At 58.4% G+C, this 15,985-nt stretch carries 12 protein-coding genes; 9 read left to right on the top strand and 3 right to left on the bottom strand.

Going from position 1 to position 15,985, the window contains the following annotated elements; genetic code table 11:
* Positions 1–35 precede the first annotated feature (35 nt).
* From ACID345_RS15050 to leuD, 4 genes are read left to right on the top strand one after another with little or no spacing between them, the layout of a single operon-like run.
* Complete coding sequence (locus ACID345_RS15050; protein ID WP_011523720.1) at positions 36–1,259, top strand: 2-isopropylmalate synthase; 1,224 nt, start codon at positions 36–38, stop codon at positions 1,257–1,259.
* Positions 1,260–1,273: 14 nt separating this feature from the next.
* A complete protein-coding gene (gene leuB, locus ACID345_RS15045; protein ID WP_011523719.1) occupies positions 1,274–2,368 on the top strand; it encodes a 3-isopropylmalate dehydrogenase in 1,095 nt (364 codons plus the stop codon).
* Positions 2,369–2,414: 46 nt separating this feature from the next.
* Positions 2,415–3,827, top strand: coding sequence for a 3-isopropylmalate dehydratase large subunit (leuC, locus tag ACID345_RS15040; protein ID WP_011523718.1), 1,413 nt, complete (start codon positions 2,415–2,417; stop codon positions 3,825–3,827).
* Position 3,828: 1 nt separating this feature from the next.
* Positions 3,829–4,416 carry a 3-isopropylmalate dehydratase small subunit gene (gene leuD / locus ACID345_RS15035; RefSeq protein WP_011523717.1) on the top strand — a complete coding sequence of 196 codons (588 nt, stop codon included), beginning with the start codon at positions 3,829–3,831 and terminating at the stop codon, positions 4,414–4,416.
* Here the strand turns inward: leuD and ACID345_RS15030 are convergent.
* Complete coding sequence (locus ACID345_RS15030; protein ID WP_148210129.1) at positions 4,413–5,951, bottom strand: hypothetical protein; 1,539 nt, start codon at positions 5,949–5,951, stop codon at positions 4,413–4,415. The genes leuD and ACID345_RS15030 overlap by 4 nt on opposite strands.
* A 123-nt stretch (positions 5,952–6,074) precedes the next feature.
* Between ACID345_RS15030 and ACID345_RS15025 the strand changes: the two genes are divergently transcribed.
* The 3 genes from ACID345_RS15025 to ACID345_RS15010 all read left to right on the top strand — a co-directional run bounded on the left by ACID345_RS15025 (position 6,075) and on the right by ACID345_RS15010 (position 11,103).
* Complete coding sequence (locus ACID345_RS15025) at positions 6,075–7,832, top strand: DUF885 domain-containing protein (protein ID WP_011523715.1); 1,758 nt, start codon at positions 6,075–6,077, stop codon at positions 7,830–7,832.
* A gap of 1,565 nt (positions 7,833–9,397) precedes the next feature.
* Positions 9,398–9,715: a hypothetical protein gene (locus tag ACID345_RS15015; protein WP_049761919.1), complete on the top strand. Its 318-nt coding sequence runs from the start codon at positions 9,398–9,400 to the stop codon at positions 9,713–9,715.
* A gap of 74 nt (positions 9,716–9,789) precedes the next feature.
* Positions 9,790–11,103 (top strand): TROVE domain-containing protein, encoded by a 1,314-nt coding sequence (locus ACID345_RS15010; protein ID WP_011523713.1) that lies wholly within the window; start codon positions 9,790–9,792, stop codon positions 11,101–11,103.
* Positions 11,104–11,142: 39 nt separating this feature from the next.
* Here the strand turns inward: ACID345_RS15010 and ACID345_RS15005 are convergent, their stop codons facing one another.
* Positions 11,143–12,468 (bottom strand): MFS transporter, encoded by a 1,326-nt coding sequence (locus ACID345_RS15005; protein WP_011523712.1) that lies wholly within the window; start codon positions 12,466–12,468, stop codon positions 11,143–11,145.
* Positions 12,465–13,232, bottom strand: a complete 768-nt coding sequence (locus tag ACID345_RS15000) for a glucosamine-6-phosphate deaminase (RefSeq protein WP_011523711.1) — start codon at positions 13,230–13,232, stop codon at positions 12,465–12,467. Before ACID345_RS15000 ends, ACID345_RS15005 begins: the two co-directional genes overlap by 4 nt.
* Before the next feature lie 134 nt (positions 13,233–13,366).
* Here ACID345_RS15000 and ACID345_RS14995 point away from each other — a divergent pair, with 134 nt between their 5' ends.
* Both ACID345_RS14995 and ACID345_RS26375 read left to right on the top strand, forming a co-directional pair.
* A complete protein-coding gene (locus ACID345_RS14995; protein WP_228370653.1) occupies positions 13,367–14,155 on the top strand; it encodes a ThuA domain-containing protein in 789 nt (262 codons plus the stop codon).
* Positions 14,152–15,957 carry a ThuA domain-containing protein gene (locus tag ACID345_RS26375; protein ID WP_011523709.1) on the top strand — a complete coding sequence of 602 codons (1,806 nt, stop codon included), beginning with the start codon at positions 14,152–14,154 and terminating at the stop codon, positions 15,955–15,957. Before ACID345_RS14995 ends, ACID345_RS26375 begins: the two co-directional genes overlap by 4 nt.
* The last annotated feature ends 28 nt before the right edge of the window (positions 15,958–15,985 follow it).

Raw genomic sequence — 15,985 nt, 5'->3', positions numbered from 1 at the left:
CGGGCCGTGCCCGTTTCTGGGACCCAGGAGGACGAATGGACCGATCGAGAATCACAATTTTCGACACCACGCTCCGCGACGGCGAGCAGTCACCCGGCTGCAGCATGAATCCGATGGAGAAGCTGCGCATGGCGCGGCAGCTCGATCGGCTCGGCGTGGACGTTATCGAAGCTGGATTCCCCATCTCCTCCGAGGGCGATTTTGAATCCGTGCGCATGATCGCGCAGGAGATCCGCCGGCCCAAGATCGCCGGCCTCGCCCGCGCCAATGCCAAGGACATCGAACGCGCTTGGCACGCACTGGAGCATGCTGCCCGTCCGCGTATCCATGTGTTCCTTGCCACCAGCGACATCCATCTCAAGTACAAGCTCCGCATGACGCGCGAACAATGCATCGCTCAGGCCTTCGAACAGGTTCGCTTTGCCCGCTCGCTCTGTCCGGACGTTGAGTTCTCTCCCGAAGATGCGACCCGCAGCGATCTCGAGTTTCTCTGCGCGGTGTGCGAAGCAGTCGTCGAAGCCGGCGCCACCACCTTGAACCTGCCCGATACCGTCGGCTTCACAGTTCCGTCCGACATTGCCCGCATGTTTACCGCCGTCCGCAATCGCATTAATCGCGACGATATCGTCCTTTCCTGCCATTGCCACAACGATCTTGGCCTCGCCGTCGCGAACTCGCTGGCAGCCGTCGAAGCTGGTGCGCGCCAGATCGAGTGCACCATCAACGGCATCGGCGAACGTGCCGGCAATGCTTCGCTCGAAGAAGTCACGATGGCAATTAAGGTCCGCGCGGATGTCTTCCCCGTCGAAACCGCGATCCATTCCGAACATCTCTATCCCGCCAGCGCGATGCTGCAGGAGATCACCGGGGCAGACGTTCAGGCGAACAAGGCCATCGTAGGCCGCAACGCCTTCGCTCACGAAGCCGGTATTCACCAGGACGGCATGTTGAAGAACCCGCTGACTTACGAGATCATGACGCCGAGATCGGTTGGTGTGCCCGATAGCAAGCTGGTTCTCGGCAAGCACTCCGGGCGCAGCGCCTTGAATCACCGCTGCGAAGAGCTCGGCTATCGCTTTACCCGCCGCGACCTCGACAACGTCTATCGTCGCTTCGTCGATGTTGCAGATCAGGTAAAGGTAGTAGAAGATTCACACTTGCTGCGCATCATCCGCGAAGAAATTGCACGTGGCTGCATGCCAGACATGATTGAACCAACCCGCGCAGGCGTCGCTTCGGCGAACGCTGCCGCGAGCTAAACAGTTAAGGGATTATGAAACTCAAAATTGCTGTGCTTGGAGGCGACGGCGTCGGCCCAGAGGTTACGGCCGAGGCTGTTCGTGTCCTGCGTGCCATCGCTAACGTCAACGGATACGAGTTCCAGTTCACCGAGGCTGAAGTTGGCGGCGTCGCCATCCGGAAACACGGCAGCCCTCTCCCGGAAAAGACGCTCCACACCTGCCTCGAGTCCGATGCTGTCCTACTCGGCGCAGTCGGCCATCCCGAGTTCGACTCGATGCCACGCGACAAGAAGCCCGAGACCGGCCTTCTCGCGTTGCGCCAGGCGCTCGGCGGCTTCGCGAACCTGCGCCCGGTGCAAGCGTATGCCGCTCTATCCGACTCGTCGCCCATCAAGCAGGAACTCGTCTTCGGCGCGGATGTCATGATCGTTCGCGAACTCCTCGGCGGCCTCTACTTCGGCGAGCCCCGCGGAATTAAAGATGACACTGCGACGAACACCATGTCGTACTCGCGCTATGAAATCGAGCGCGTCGCACATATCGCCTTCCAGCAAGCGCGCAATCGCCGTAAGAAGGTGACGTCGGTTGATAAAGCCAACGTTCTCGAATGCTCGCAGCTCTGGCGCTTAGTGGTGACCGAAGTCGCGAAGCAATATTCCGACGTAAAGCTCGAACACGCCTACGTGGACTCCTTCGCGATGCGCCTCATCCAGGCGCCCACCGCCTTCGACGTCGTACTTACCGAAAATCTCTTTGGCGATATCCTCAGCGATGAAGCTGCCGTCATCGGCGGCTCGCTCGGATTGCTTGCCTCTGCCACCATCGGCGGCGAGGTCGATCTTTACGAACCGGTCCATGGCTCCGCACCCGACATCGCAGGCAAGGGAATAGCCAACCCGGTCGGCGCGATCAACTCAGTCGCCATGCTGCTGCGCCACACCGCGAAACTTGAGCAGGATGCGCGATTGATCGAATCCGCCGTGAACGCGGTTCTCCTCGACGGCTATCGAACGAAGGATCTTGTTCCCTCCGCGCGCAAGTTCAATACGACCGCGGAAGTGGGCTCCGCCATCGAGCGCCAGTGCGCCGACATGGCAATCAGCCATTACGCCTACCACGCGGTATAAATCACTCCCCGGCCATGCGCCGGGGACGCTTCTTTAGAGTGAGTTGATGTCCGGTCCTCGTACGCTCTTCGAAAAGATTTGGTCCACGCACGTCGTGTGCGTGCCTGACGATCAGCCCCCGATCCTCTATATCGATCGTCATTACGTTCACGAAGTCACCTCACCGCAGGCGTTCGACGGTCTCCGCGCCGCCGGACGAAAAGTTCGTCGCACCGACCTCACGTTCGCCACGGTAGACCACAACGTTCCCACCACGTCACCGCGCCTGGTGATTAAAGATGACGTCGCCGCCAGACAGATCGACGCTCTGCGCACGAATTGCGCCGCGTTCGGCGTGCCGCTCTTCGATCTCACCTCGGAAGAGCAGGGCATTGTCCACGTTATCGGCCCCGAACTTGGGCTCACGTTGCCGGGCATGACGATCGTTTGTGGTGACAGCCACACCAGCACTCACGGCGCATTCGGCGCGTTCGCCTTCGGCATCGGCACCTCGGAAGTCGAGCATGTACTCGCCACGCAGTGCTTGCCGCAGCGTAAGCCCAAGACCATGAAGATTGAAGTCTCCGGTACGTTGCCGGAAGGCGTGACTGCAAAGGATCTCGCGCTCGGCATCATCGGCAAACTCGGTACCGACGGCGCCACCGGCCATGTCATCGAGTACTGTGGCACAGCCATTCGCGCCCTTTCGATGGAAGCGCGCATGACGCTTTGCAATATGTCGATCGAAGGCGGAGCGCGCGCCGGGCTGATTGGCCCGGACGAAATAACGTTTGCGTATATTCGCAACCGTCAATATGCGCCGAAGGGCGCCGAGTGGGATACCGGCGTGGCCGAGTGGGCGGCGCTCAACACCGACGAAGGCGCGAAGTTCGATCGCGAAATTCACATCAACGCCGCCGACCTGCAGCCGCAAGTCACCTGGGGCACGAATCCAGGAATGGTGGTCTCCGTGGGTGCAAATGTCCCCGATCCCAAGGCCACTTCCGACGACGCGCAGCGCCAGTCGTATGAACGGGCGCTCACATACATGGATCTCAAGCCCGGTACTCCCGTCGCCCAGATCGCGGTTGACCGCGTCTTCATTGGCTCCTGCACCAACTCGCGCATCGAAGATCTTCGCGCCGCCGCGAAGGTGGTTAGCGGCTACCACGTCGCTGCAACTGTTCACGCGATGGTCGTGCCCGGCTCTCAGCGCATTAAGGCGAAAGCGGAAGAAGAGGGACTCGACCGCGTATTTCGCGACGCCGGATTCGAATGGCGTGAGTCTGGATGCTCGATGTGTCTCGGCATGAATCCCGACATACTTTCGCCGGGTCAGCGCTGCGCTTCCACCAGCAATCGCAACTTTGAAGGTCGCCAGGGCCGCGGTGGCCGCACCCACCTCGTCAGTCCCGCCATGGCCGCAGCAGCCGCCATTACTGGCCACTTCACCGACATCCGCGAGTGGGAGTACAAGTAGTATGAAGGCATTTCGCGTTCACACCGGCATCGTCGCGCCGCTCGTGCGGCCCAATGTTGACACCGATCAGATCATCCCGAAACAATTCCTCAAGCGCATCGAGCGCACCGGCTTCGGTCCGTTCCTCTTTTTCGATTGGCGCTTTGACGAGGCGGGCAATCCGAAATCCGATTTCGTTCTGAATCAATCCGGCTACAAAGGTGCGTCGATCCTGGTCGGAGGGAAGAACTTCGGTTGTGGCTCTTCGCGTGAACACGCGCCTTGGGCCATTGAAGATTTCGGCTTCCGAGTGGTGATTGCCCCCACATTCGCCGACATTTTCCACAACAACTGCCGCAACAGCGGAGTACTAGCAATCGTCACATCGCAGGAAAACGTAGACGCAATCGCCGCTCGCGCCGAAAAGAACCCCGGCTATCAACTCACGGTTGATTTGGAGAAAGGCACGATCAGCGGCGCCGACGGACTCTCTATCGACTTTGAAGTTGACGGGTTTACTCGCCGCTGCTTCCTCGAAGGCCTCGACGACATCGGCTTGACCCTGCGCCACGCAGACGCAATCGCGGATTACGAAAAGGCGCACGCCTAGTTGCTCTGCGCCTCTTTCTTGGCCTCTCCTAAGCGCTTCATCTGAACCTTGAACTTCGGTTCGTCGCGCGTGCCCGTGATCGTGATCGGCAGCACTGTGCCGGCATTCTTCGTCTTAAACATCGGATCCACGGCTTTCAACAATAGCGACTTGAATCCCGTCGTCATCTCCGAGACGGTGGACTGCAACATCGCCGTCCCTGAGAAATCGAGTGTTTGATCGTCCAATACGTACGTCCCATGCAGCTTCGCTTCCGCCCCCGGAACATTGAAATTAAGCGAGCGAATTGCGAGTTTGCCCGCATCCAGTCGGAAAGCCGTATCGAACTTCGCAGGTACCTGCGCGTCTTTATCTCCTTTGGGGTTTCCCTGGGCGCGATTACTCAACTCCGCGATCTTCTCCGAGACCGTCTCGCTCGAAAAGTATCCGTTCACGATATAGGCGCGGCCCTCCGCGGTAATGCGGTTTCGTACCGGTCCCTGTCCGGGGTTGATCTTTACTTTCGCGTCGAACTTCAGGCCGCCCTTCATCGCCGGTGGCGTCTTTACCGCCACCCGCAGCATGTCCTGTACCTTTGCATCGTCGGAAACGACATGCAGATAAATGATGTGCCCCGTCGGCCCCGGTACATCAACAATTGTTCCATTCACAACAAAGGTCGAGTTGAGCAGCTTGGCCCGCACGCTGTGCAATTGTGTGTCGCCGTTGGTTCCGTCCACGGTGGCGTCGAAATCCGTATGCAAATTCACCGGATGCGAACCGGACTTCACTGCAAAATCCGGCGTCTCGGTTGAGCCCTTCACATCAATTCTGCCCAACTCGCCAGTGAACGACCCGGTAGACGACAGCGTTCCCGAAATCTGCTTGAACACACCGAGATCGGCTTTCTTAAAAACGTAGTTGCCGTCGAGGTGCGTCCCTCCAGCGTCGTCGAAATTCCAGGGACCAAAACTCCCTTCGGCTTCGATCTCGCCCGGCGGCAGCGCATTCCGCAGATTCGCGAGATAGTGCATCACGTTGCTCTTTCCTACTTGCGTCAGAACAAGATGGTGCATGTCGTACACCAGGCTTCGCTTGCCGGGTTTGTTCGCCAAAATCACAAGCTTGGCGCCATCCGCTTCCACTTCGTCGATATCGAGCTCCGGGACCTTGCGCTTCGCCGTCGGCTGTTTTTCGCCTTGCGGGTGGCGCGCCACCGTAATAATCAGTCCTTCCACGCGCACATGATGGAGCTGCCGCGTATGCGACAACATGCCCCAGAGCGATGCGTTCGCCGAAAACTTCTGCGCGCTGATAAAGGGTATCTTCGCGCCGCCGTAGGTCTGTGACAGCACCAGCCCCGAGCCGCTGACCCTCGCCGTTGGCAGCAAGCGCACGTGAATTGTGTCGAGCGCAACTTCGCTATGGAAGTGCTCGGCGAGCATGTCGCGGGCGAGCGTCTGCACCTCGCGATCGAGATAGAAATTGACCGTAAATACGCCGCCCACGATGAGCGCTGCCGCAACCAGCCACCGGATTGTGTTTGTTTTACCCACCCAAAAGTATTGGATGCAGCAGCTTGCGAATTCGACTAGATGGAACTGCAAAGCCGCCCAAAGCGTATAACGGAAAGACGCCTCGTGGGGAGGCATCCACCTATCGCTCGAAAAGGATCTTCTATGCGTTTTCTTTCCACGCTCCTCGCACTCTGCATGTTCGCGGGAGCACTCATGGCGCAAGGCAGCGACGTCGACAACCGGCGCAAGCAACTCAACCAGATTCTCGACGACTACTGGGAATACACCATGCGTACGAATCCTGAGTACGCATCCATCCTCGGCGATAAGCGCTACAACGATAAACTGAGCGATGCGTCGTACGCCGCGGTCCTGCGTGACCTGGACGAAACCAGGAAATATGTAGCTCGCCTCGAAGCAGTCGATACGGCGGGCTTCCCCGAGCAGGAGCAGCTCAACAAGGAATTGTTGCTTCGCCAACTGAAGATGGGTCTCGAAGGTGCTCGCTTTAAGACTTGGGAGATGCCAGTCAATCAATTCAGTGGCATCCACATTGATGCGCCACAGCTCGTCAACTTGCTCTCCTTCGAAACCGTGAAGGATTACGAAGACTTCATCGCCCGTCTCAATCTTCTTCCTCTGGTTTTCGACCAGACCGAAGACCTCATGCGCATGGGGATGAAGAGCGGCCGCATTCCCCCGAAGATCCTGCTCGATCAAGTTGTAAAGCAGGCCAAGGGCCTCGCCGAGACGAAGGCGGAGGATAGCCCCTTCGCCGGCCCGGTGAAGAAGTTCCCGGATGGCATCAGCGCTGCGGACCAAAAGCGACTGCACGACGCCGTCATCACCGCGATCTCAACCAAGGTCACCCCGGCTTACGAAGAGTTCACCAAGTTCGTCGCCGACGAATACGCTCCCAAAGGCCGAACTGATCCAGGCGCATGGTCGCTCCCCGATGGCGAAGCACTCTATGCCTTCATGGTGAAGCAGAGCACCACCACCGACAAAACGCCCGAAGAAATTCACCAGCTAGGCTTGCAGCAAGTCGCGGCGGATCGCGCTGCCATGCTCGAAATCGCCAAGAAGATGGGCTACAGCGACCTGAAGTCGTTCGAAGCCACGATCAAGGACAATCCCAAGCTCCATGCTCAATCGCGCCAGCAGATCCTCGACATCTACCAGAAATACGAAGACCAGATGTGGGCGAAGCTGCCGGAGCTTTTCGGCACCCTGCCAAAAGCAAAAGTCATCGTGATGCCGGTCGAAGAATTCCGCGAGAAAGAAGCGTCGGCGGCGCAGTACAACTCCGGCACTCCTGACGGCAAGCGCCCGGGCCACATCATGGTTAACACCGGCGACTTCGCCAAGCGCCTCACCATCGACATGGAAAGCACTGCTTATCACGAGGGCGTTCCCGGACATCACCTCCAGGGCTCGATCGCACAGGAAATTCCAACGCTGCCCAAGTTCCGGCAGCAAGCGTATTACACCGCTTACGTCGAAGGCTGGGCGCTGTACTCCGAGCGGCTCGGCAAAGAAGTTGGTTTTTATCAGGATCCGTATAACGATTACGGGCGGTTGCAGGATGATCTGTTACGCGCGATCCGGCTCGTGGTGGACACCGGATTTCACTACAAGAAATGGACGCGGCAGCAAGTGGTGGATTACTTCCACAACAACTCGGCCATCGACGAAGTCAACGTGCAGAGCGAGACCGACCGTTACATCGCGTGGCCCGCGCAGGCATTGGGTTACAAGATGGGGCAGTTGAAATTTATCGAGCTGCGCGAGCGATCGAAACAGGAGTTGGGAGCGAAGTTCGACATCCGCAAATATCACGACGAGGTGATTGATTCGGGAGCGCTGCCGCTCGATGTTCTCGAGCGCCGCGTGAATTCGTGGATCGCGGAACAGAAATAAACGGGAAAAAACGAGGAAAACTTACGGTAAAACCCGAAGTTAGAACTTAGTAAACAACTTTTTCTAAGTGCTTATTTACTGGGGATTTGCAAAGAGGGGGTCTGGACGCGGCGCGAAAATTGCCCGATCCAGACCCCTGATTTTCTTCCTGGAAGCCATCGAAAAGTGGTCCTGGACGCGGAAATTTTTCAAATTCGCGATTTTCGGAGAAATCTACCGCAAAGGTGGTACGTGGAAGTTGAAGGATTTTGTGTACTGATGAGTACATGCTAGTCTCTCTCCACGCCGTGGAAAGAGTGCGAAGCGAAGAAGAAAGCTCGTCAAAGAGCGAAAGCTTAGAATGAGGCACTCTGACGAGTAGTATGAACTCTAGCTACGATCTCTATACAATCTGCTGACGAATTTCTTGTTTTTTCCCCATTTTCCCCCTTGCAGAAATTCCCAACTCATGCGATTGTAGAAAACGCGTAGGAGAAACGCCCCATGGAACACATAACGCAAATCTCGAAGCGTAGGCAGCCGCTGACCGGTAACGGAAGCGTCTGCAAATGGGCGTATCTCGCTGATTTCAGCTAACTTCCGGCTGCATAACTCCTACGCAATCGTGAAAAACAAATAAGCTTTTGGATGGCGCAGGCTCCGGTTACTTCCTGACGTGTTCGTGCCGGATCCGACTATTCCTCCAATAGCACCTTATAGCCTAAGTAGTTGGGTGGCGAAGAGTTCGGTTACTTCGACTGTCAATCGCCCTCCTTCGGGAGGACTGAACTTGTCTGTTCCCCCAGCTCAAACTAGGTCAGTGGCGTAGTGTGCGGATACTTCTGGTAGCTCCGAAAGGAGTGAGGTTCGAACCCTCAAATGCCGCACGCGTTTGTTCCCTGACCGCGATGTTACCGGTGGCGAAGAGAAGAGATACTTCCTCCACGCCAATGGCCGTCCGGATTGGGAGATCCGGCAGGTAAGGAGCGCTTGCGGGGCGGGGGCGTAGTCCCGAACCAAGAGGCACCGCAGGTTGCAAATCCTGAGGCCGCTCTTCTCGCCTGTTCCCCGGTACGCTTTGTTTTTTCAGTTCTCGATCGGTGGCGAAGACATCGGTTACTTCGACTCGTAATCGGGAGGTCGCAGGTTCGAATCCTGCCGGGTCCATCACGGGGGCCCGTAGCTCAGTGGCAGAGCGCCAAAACGTACCGTGTCGCTTGTACCCCGATCGGGTTAGTTGGCTGCGTCGGGCTGGCGCCCTCCTCTGGAAGACAAGATAGCGTCGTGGTGGGGGAATGTTTCTGCCGGCTTACGCCTGAAGAACAGCAGATCCCACGTCGCTTCGCTCCTCTGGATGACAAGAGGGGGTGATGGTGATGGGGATGTGTTCCGCCGGCTTTCGCCAGGAGAACAGCAGATCCTTCGGCGCGAAAAACCGCCTCAAGGATGACAAGAGAGGGTCGTGGTGATGCGGAGAGTAGTGGTGGGCTGGCCGCGGAGCGAAAACTCCCATGTCTCGAAAATCGCGAGACATGGGGCATCCAATGGAAACAGTCCGTCGAACGTTGGTTAGAAAGCGAGAGGTGATGGCCAAGGTCACGATAAAGAACGGAACACCCATCGGCACGGAATCGTTGTGCTCGCGCTGCGTGCATGGCCACCGCCAGAAGGGGTTCCGAGAGAGCGAGGAGTTGGTGTTCTGCACTTACGTTTGGGATGCAACGCGGCTCGTGCCGTTCAAGGTCGCGGAATGCACCAGCTATTGCGAGCGCGACAGCATGAGTATCCAGCAGATGCGTGAAATGGCGCTGATCATCAACACCTCGCCGACTCTCAAGCCCGCCGGCTTCAAGTTCAGCGACGAAAGAGTCGCAGTGAATTCCGGCGAGACGACCATCAAGTAGGCCTTCGTAGCGTTTGCTGCGCCGGCTGAATTACCCGCCGGCAGCAAATGGCGGACCGACGAAGGAGGCCGAACATGGCCCGATTGAACATCCTGAAACTCAGCACTCTACTTCCTGGGCTGCGCACGCACGAGGGAGCGCCGGCGCGCTCGATCTCGCCTGAGGCGGAGTTGCGTCGTGCCGTGCTCGCTTGTCTCCTGTGGGAGGACCAGTTCTACGAGGACGGCGTGGCGATCGCCGCGCGTATCCGCGAACTGGTGCCAAAGGTTGCGGCCGAGAAAGTTGCGGCGCTGGCCATCGAGGCGCGCGAGCAGATGAAGCTGCGCCATGCGCCGTTGCTGCTCGTCCGTGAGATGGCTCGCCTGGCGACGCATCGTAAGCTCGTGGCCGAGACCCTCGAGCGCGTGATCCAGCGTGCCGATGAACTCACCGAGTTTGTTGCCATCTACTGGGCCGAGGGGCGTGCTCCGCTTTCGGCGCAGGTGAAGAAGGGGCTGGCCGCGGCGATCCCGAAGTTCGATGAGTACGCGCTCGCCAAGTACAACCGCGATACGCCGGTAAAGCTGCGCGACGTGCTCTTCCTCTCGCACGCCAAGCCCCTGCACGAGGCACAGGCGGAGCTGTGGAAGCGGCTCATCGCGGGCGAACTTGCGGCGCCCGATACCTGGGAGGTTGCACTTTCGGGTGGGGCCGACAAGCGCGAGACCTTCGAGCGTTTGCTCAGCGAGCGTAAGCTCGGCGCGCTGGCGCTGCTTCGCAACCTGCGAAACATGCAGGAAGCAAAGGTGGACGCGAAGCTGGTGCGCGACGCGCTGGCGGTGATGAAGACCGACCGCGTGCTGCCGTTCCGCTTTATTGCCGCGGCGCGTTATGCGCCGCAGTGGGAAGAGGAACTCGAGCAGGCGATGCTGAAGAGCGTTGCGGCGCAGCGGAAGCTGGCAGGGAAGACCGTCCTGCTGGTGGACGTTTCGGGCTCGATGACCGCACCGCTCTCCAACCGTTCGGAGATGTTGCGAACGGATGCTGCGTACGGACTTGCGATTTTGCTGCGCGAAATCTGCGAGGACGTGGCGATCTACAGCTTTTCGGACACCGCCATACGGGTGCCCGCACGCCGTGGATTCGCGCTGCGCGACGCCATCGACTCCAGCCAGGTGCACGGCGGAACGTACCTGGGGCGCGCACTGGACGCGGTTCGCGAAGCGTACGATCGGGTGATCGTGATCACCGACGAGCAGTCGCACGATCGCGTTCCGGGCCCACGTGGCCGCGGCTACGTGATCAACGTGGCGAGCTTCAAAAACGGAGTGGGCTACGGTCCGTGGACGCACATTGACGGCTGGAGTGAGTCGGTTGTGGAGTACGTTCGCGAACTGGAGTCGGTGTAATTCGGGGTGCCTCGAGATGTTCTTGAGGTGCCCCGCTTTTTATATCGGCCGTGCGTACCCCTCTTCCGTTGCTTTGCTGTTGCGCAGCAGAGCCAGCACCAGCAGCATCCCGACGAAGGGAACCATCCCGGCAACAATCAGGATTGGATCGAAGGAGTGGACGCCCTGCGCGCTCCGCGCGTCGGAGAAGTGGCCGACCAGTTCGAAGGCGATGATGGTGCCGATTCCTGCGCCCGAACCGCTGAAGCCGCTGACAGTCGCAACCGAGTCGCTGTGGAAGACGTCGGACGGCAGGACGATTGCCATCGTGGAGAACACGGAGTATGAGAAGGTGGCGATCGCGAACAATCCGGAGATCGCAAATAGACTTTGCGTGAGGACGGTTGGAATGAGCGCGAGGACGCCGATTCCGCCGAAGACGACGAGTGCTTTTCGGGCCTTGCCTACAGTCCATCCGCGCTGGATGAGATAACCCGAAACTCCGCCGCCGAAAAAATTGCCGAGGTCGGCTGCGAGGAACGGAATCCAAATCGCAACCAGGCTGCTCTTCAGAGTGATGCCTTTCGCGACCAGGTAGATCGGGAACCAATCGGTGACGAAGAACCAAACGGGATCGGTGAAGCTCTTGGCGACAATGATCGCCCATGTCTGCGGGAACTTCAGCAATTCGCGCCAGCGTGGCGAGCGCAAGTCCGTTGATGCTGCGCTCTCACCCGCCGGGGCGGTGATGTACTGCAACTCGGCTGCGCTCACGCGAGGGTGTTGCTGCGGTGGATGGTACAAATATCGCCACGCGATGAGCCAGACAAAGCCGAGCGCGCCGGGAATCATGAACGCCGGACGCCATCCCCACCGGAAGTAGATGGAAAGCACAACGAAAGGCGCAATCGCGCTGCCGATGGACGATCCGCTGTCGAACAGGGCGGTTGCCAAGGCGCGTTCTTTCTCGGGAAACCATTCAGACACGGCCTTGGTCGCGGCCGGCCAATTCGCGGCCTCGCCTGCTCCTAATAAGAAGCGGAACCCCGCGAAGCTCGCGAAGCCGCGGGCGAAGGAAGTCAGCAGCGATACCAGCGAATACCACGCAACCGTGATGGAGAGGCCGCGTCGGGTGCCGACTTTATCCACAAAGCGGCCGCACGCGGTTTGGCCGATAGTGTATGCAATACGGAACGCGATCACGATGTTTGCGTAGTCGGTGTTCGTCCAGTGGTACTCCAATTTCAGGTAAGGCGCGAGAAGCGAGAGGGTCTGACGGTCGAGGTAGTTGATCGCCGTGGAAACGAACAGCAGCCCGCCTATCCACCAGCGCAGCGATGGAATGGGCCGCGGGCGGTTTATGGAACGTTGCGCCACAACGCTCATCTTTCGAAGGTCACGTGGATCGCGCCGTCACGCGGATGCAGCAACGCGGCCGACTCGCGGTCGAGATACACGGTTGCGTTGGAGTGGCGGCGCAGGATGGATGCAGGCGCCATGGGCGAGACGCCACTATTGAAGCAGGCGCAGATTGCGTCCGCCTTTTTCGGACCCGGCACAACGGCAAGCAACTCCTTCGCCTTGAGAATCTGCTTTATCGACATTGAAATTGCTCGCTCGGGAACTTGTGAGATGTCGGAGAACCACGCTTCGCCTACTTGCTGTTGGCGACATGCTTCATCAAGTTGCACCACCAGGTATGGATCTTCGACTTCAAAATCGGCGGGAGGATCGTTGAACGCGAGATGCCCGTTTTCGCCGATGCCGAGAAACATGATGTCGATCGGGGCGGAGCTGAGAGCTGCGTTTTTTTCGCGCAGAACTTCGGCGATGTCGCCGTCTCCGTGGAGCAGGTGATAGTTCTTGATGCCGGTCTTCTCGACCAATTGTTCCTTCAGCATTTTGCGAAAGCTGCCCGGATGCGAGATTGGGAGGCCGACGTATTCATCGAGATGGAAGGCCTCGACGTTCGCCCAATCAATTTCTGCGGCCGAGGTTAGGTTTTCGAGGAACTCTTTTTGCGAGGCAGCTGTTGCCGCGACGATGCGTGCGTTGCCTTTCGCAGCCAGTGCCTTGCGAATCGCGCCAGCGGCTTGTTCGGCGGCGGCCGCTGCCATCGCGTTGCGATTGGGGAAGATCCTGATGTCCATTGCTTCTTGCTCGGCAGCAATACTACGCGACGAAAGCGTCCTTCGCATCCCGAATGCTGCATCCGGCGCGCTTTTGCGCAGAGTGGGAGCTATGATATCGAACGAAGATCAAAGGCGAGATATTGAGAAGCAATTTGAACGAACGGCCATCGGCGATAACACTCCGTGCGGTTTACTCCGCCCTCTTTCTGCTGATTGCAATCACGACGGCGGGTCTTGGGCAGGCCTCGGCGCCCAAGTTCCGCGTGATCGCTCTCGCGGAGCACGGAGGGATTCATCAGCCGTTTGTGGACGCGGCGAAGCAATGGCTCGGTGACCTTTCGAAGCAAGAGAACTTCTCGGTGGATTACATCGAGGACACGGAGAAGATCGACGACGACTTTCTCTCGCATTACCAGCTTTTTATTCAACTCAACTACCCGCCCTATATGTGGACGCCGAAGGCGATGGCAGCCTTCCAGAAATACATTGAGCAGGGAAGAGGCGGCTGGATTGGATTTCACCACGCCACGTTGCTTGGTGAATTTGACGGCTACGCCATGTGGCCGTGGTTCCACGAGTTCATGGGCGGTATTCGTTGGAAGGATTACATCGCAAAGTTCGCGACCGCCAAGGTCGTGGTGGAAGACGCGAAACATCCGGTGCTGCAAGGAGTGCCGGCGAGCTTCATGATCGAGAACGAAGAGTGGTACACCTATGATCGGTCGCCGCGACCCAATGTGCACGTGCTGGCGCATGTGGATGAGTCCACGTACAAGCCTGACACGAAGACGAAGATGGGAGACCATCCGGTGATCTGGAGCAACGAGCGCATGAAGGCGCGGAACATTTACATCTTTATGGGACACCATCCGGAGCTGTTCCAGAACGAAGCTTTCACAACGATCTTCAAGAACTCCATTCTGTGGGCTGCCCATCCATGATTAAACGCGCAGTGTTCGTTGTGGCGCTGTTCGTACTTTTCGCTCTCAAAGTGGCGCAGGCGCAAACGTCGCCGCGCTTCCATGTGCTCGCCTTCTATACGACCGAGACCGAGCCGGACCACGTGCAATTCGCGCAGCAGGCGCTCGATTATTTTCGCGAGCTGGGGCATCTCAACAATTTTGATTTCGACGCGACCGCGGATTGGAGCGAACTCAACGGCGACACGCTGAAGAAATATCAGCTTGTCGTGTGGCTCAATGGCGCTCCGACCAAGCCCGAACAGCGGGCTGCATTTGAGCAATACATGACCAATGGCGGCGCATGGCTCGGCTTCCATTTCTCCGGCTACAACGACGAGAGTACGCACTGGCCATGGTTCGTGGACTTTATGGGCGGCGCTGTTTTCTACGACAACAGCTGGCCTCCGATGCCCGCGAAAATCCGCGTTGATGCGCGCGAGCATCCAGCGACCGCGGGTCTTCCGGAGTCCTACGTCGCGCCTAATAACGAGTGGTATATCTGGACGCCAAGCCCGCGGCTCAGCAAGGATGTGCAGGTCCTGCTTACGCTCGATCCCGCAAACTATCCGCTCGGGCTGAAAGGAATTCTTACCCAGGGCGACCTGCCGATCGTATGGACGAACACGCGCTACAAGATGGTCTACATGAACATTGGGCACGGTGACAGGATCTTCACCAGTGACATTCAGAATCGCCTGATTGCGAATGCTACATTTTGGTTGACGAGTGGCAAAGCAGCCCCGCAGAAGACAGTCGCGAAAAATGAGTTTCCGCCTGCGGTCGGCACCGAGATCAGCCTGCGCGGCGTCGCCGTCAATCCCAAGACCAGCAAAGTGTATGCGGTGAACACAGTGAACGGCACCGTGACGGTCGTGGATGCGGTGACTCGTATTGCCAAGACGGTCAAAGTCGGCGCGGGTCCCGAAGCCCTCGACATCAATCCGCAGACTAACAAGATCTATGTCGCCAACACCGGCAGCGCCAGCATCAGTGTGATTGACGGCAACACCGACAGCGCCACCGCGACGATTCCTGTCGGCAACTTTCCGTATCGAATCGCCGCCAATCCTGCGAGTGACAAAATTTATATTTCGAAGACCTTCGGGGACGCCATGATCGTCATCGACGGCAAGACGAACACCACCCAATCCATGGCGAAGGGAAGTGCGGCCGACATCATCGCCGTAAACGCCGAGGCGAACAAACTTTACTTCGTCCACTACGAAGGGAACGACGTCACCGTTCTTAACGGCGCCACCAATGCAGCGATCCAGGTTCCCGCAGGCAACCACATCTGGGGCGCGACGGTCGATCCGTCCACGGATCGCGCCTACTTCTCGCTCACGGGCGCGTCGCGTATTGCGGTGCTGGATGGCAAGACGAATACCGTCACTTATGTTCCAACCGGTGAGTTCCCGTGTGCGATTGCGGCGGATGTTGTGAATCACCGCGTCTACGTGGCTAACTACGCGACCGGCAGCGTGAGCGTGATTGACAGCAGCAACAACAATCTCCTTGCGACCGTTGCAGTTGCCCAGCACCCGCAGGCAGTCGCCATCGATCCTGTGAACAAGCGCGTTTATGTCGCGAGCACGGTAGGAAATTCAGTGACGGTGATTGATGAGAAGACGAACGCGGTTGTGGGAACCGTGAAGACGGACAGTCGTCCTTATGCGATTGCAGTGGATTCGCAGACGGATACTGCATTTGTGGCGGGAGTGGGCGGTAAGCTGGTGCTCGTCGAGGGGAAAAGCCTGAAAGTGGTGACCGTGGGGAACTAAAAGGCCGCTGAATTCAGGTCACAATTGC

Source organism: Candidatus Koribacter versatilis Ellin345, assembly GCF_000014005.1.
GTDB lineage: Bacteria > Acidobacteriota > Terriglobia > Terriglobales > Acidobacteriaceae > Korobacter > Korobacter versatilis_A.
This window is presented reverse-complemented; position numbering and strand designations above follow the sequence as displayed.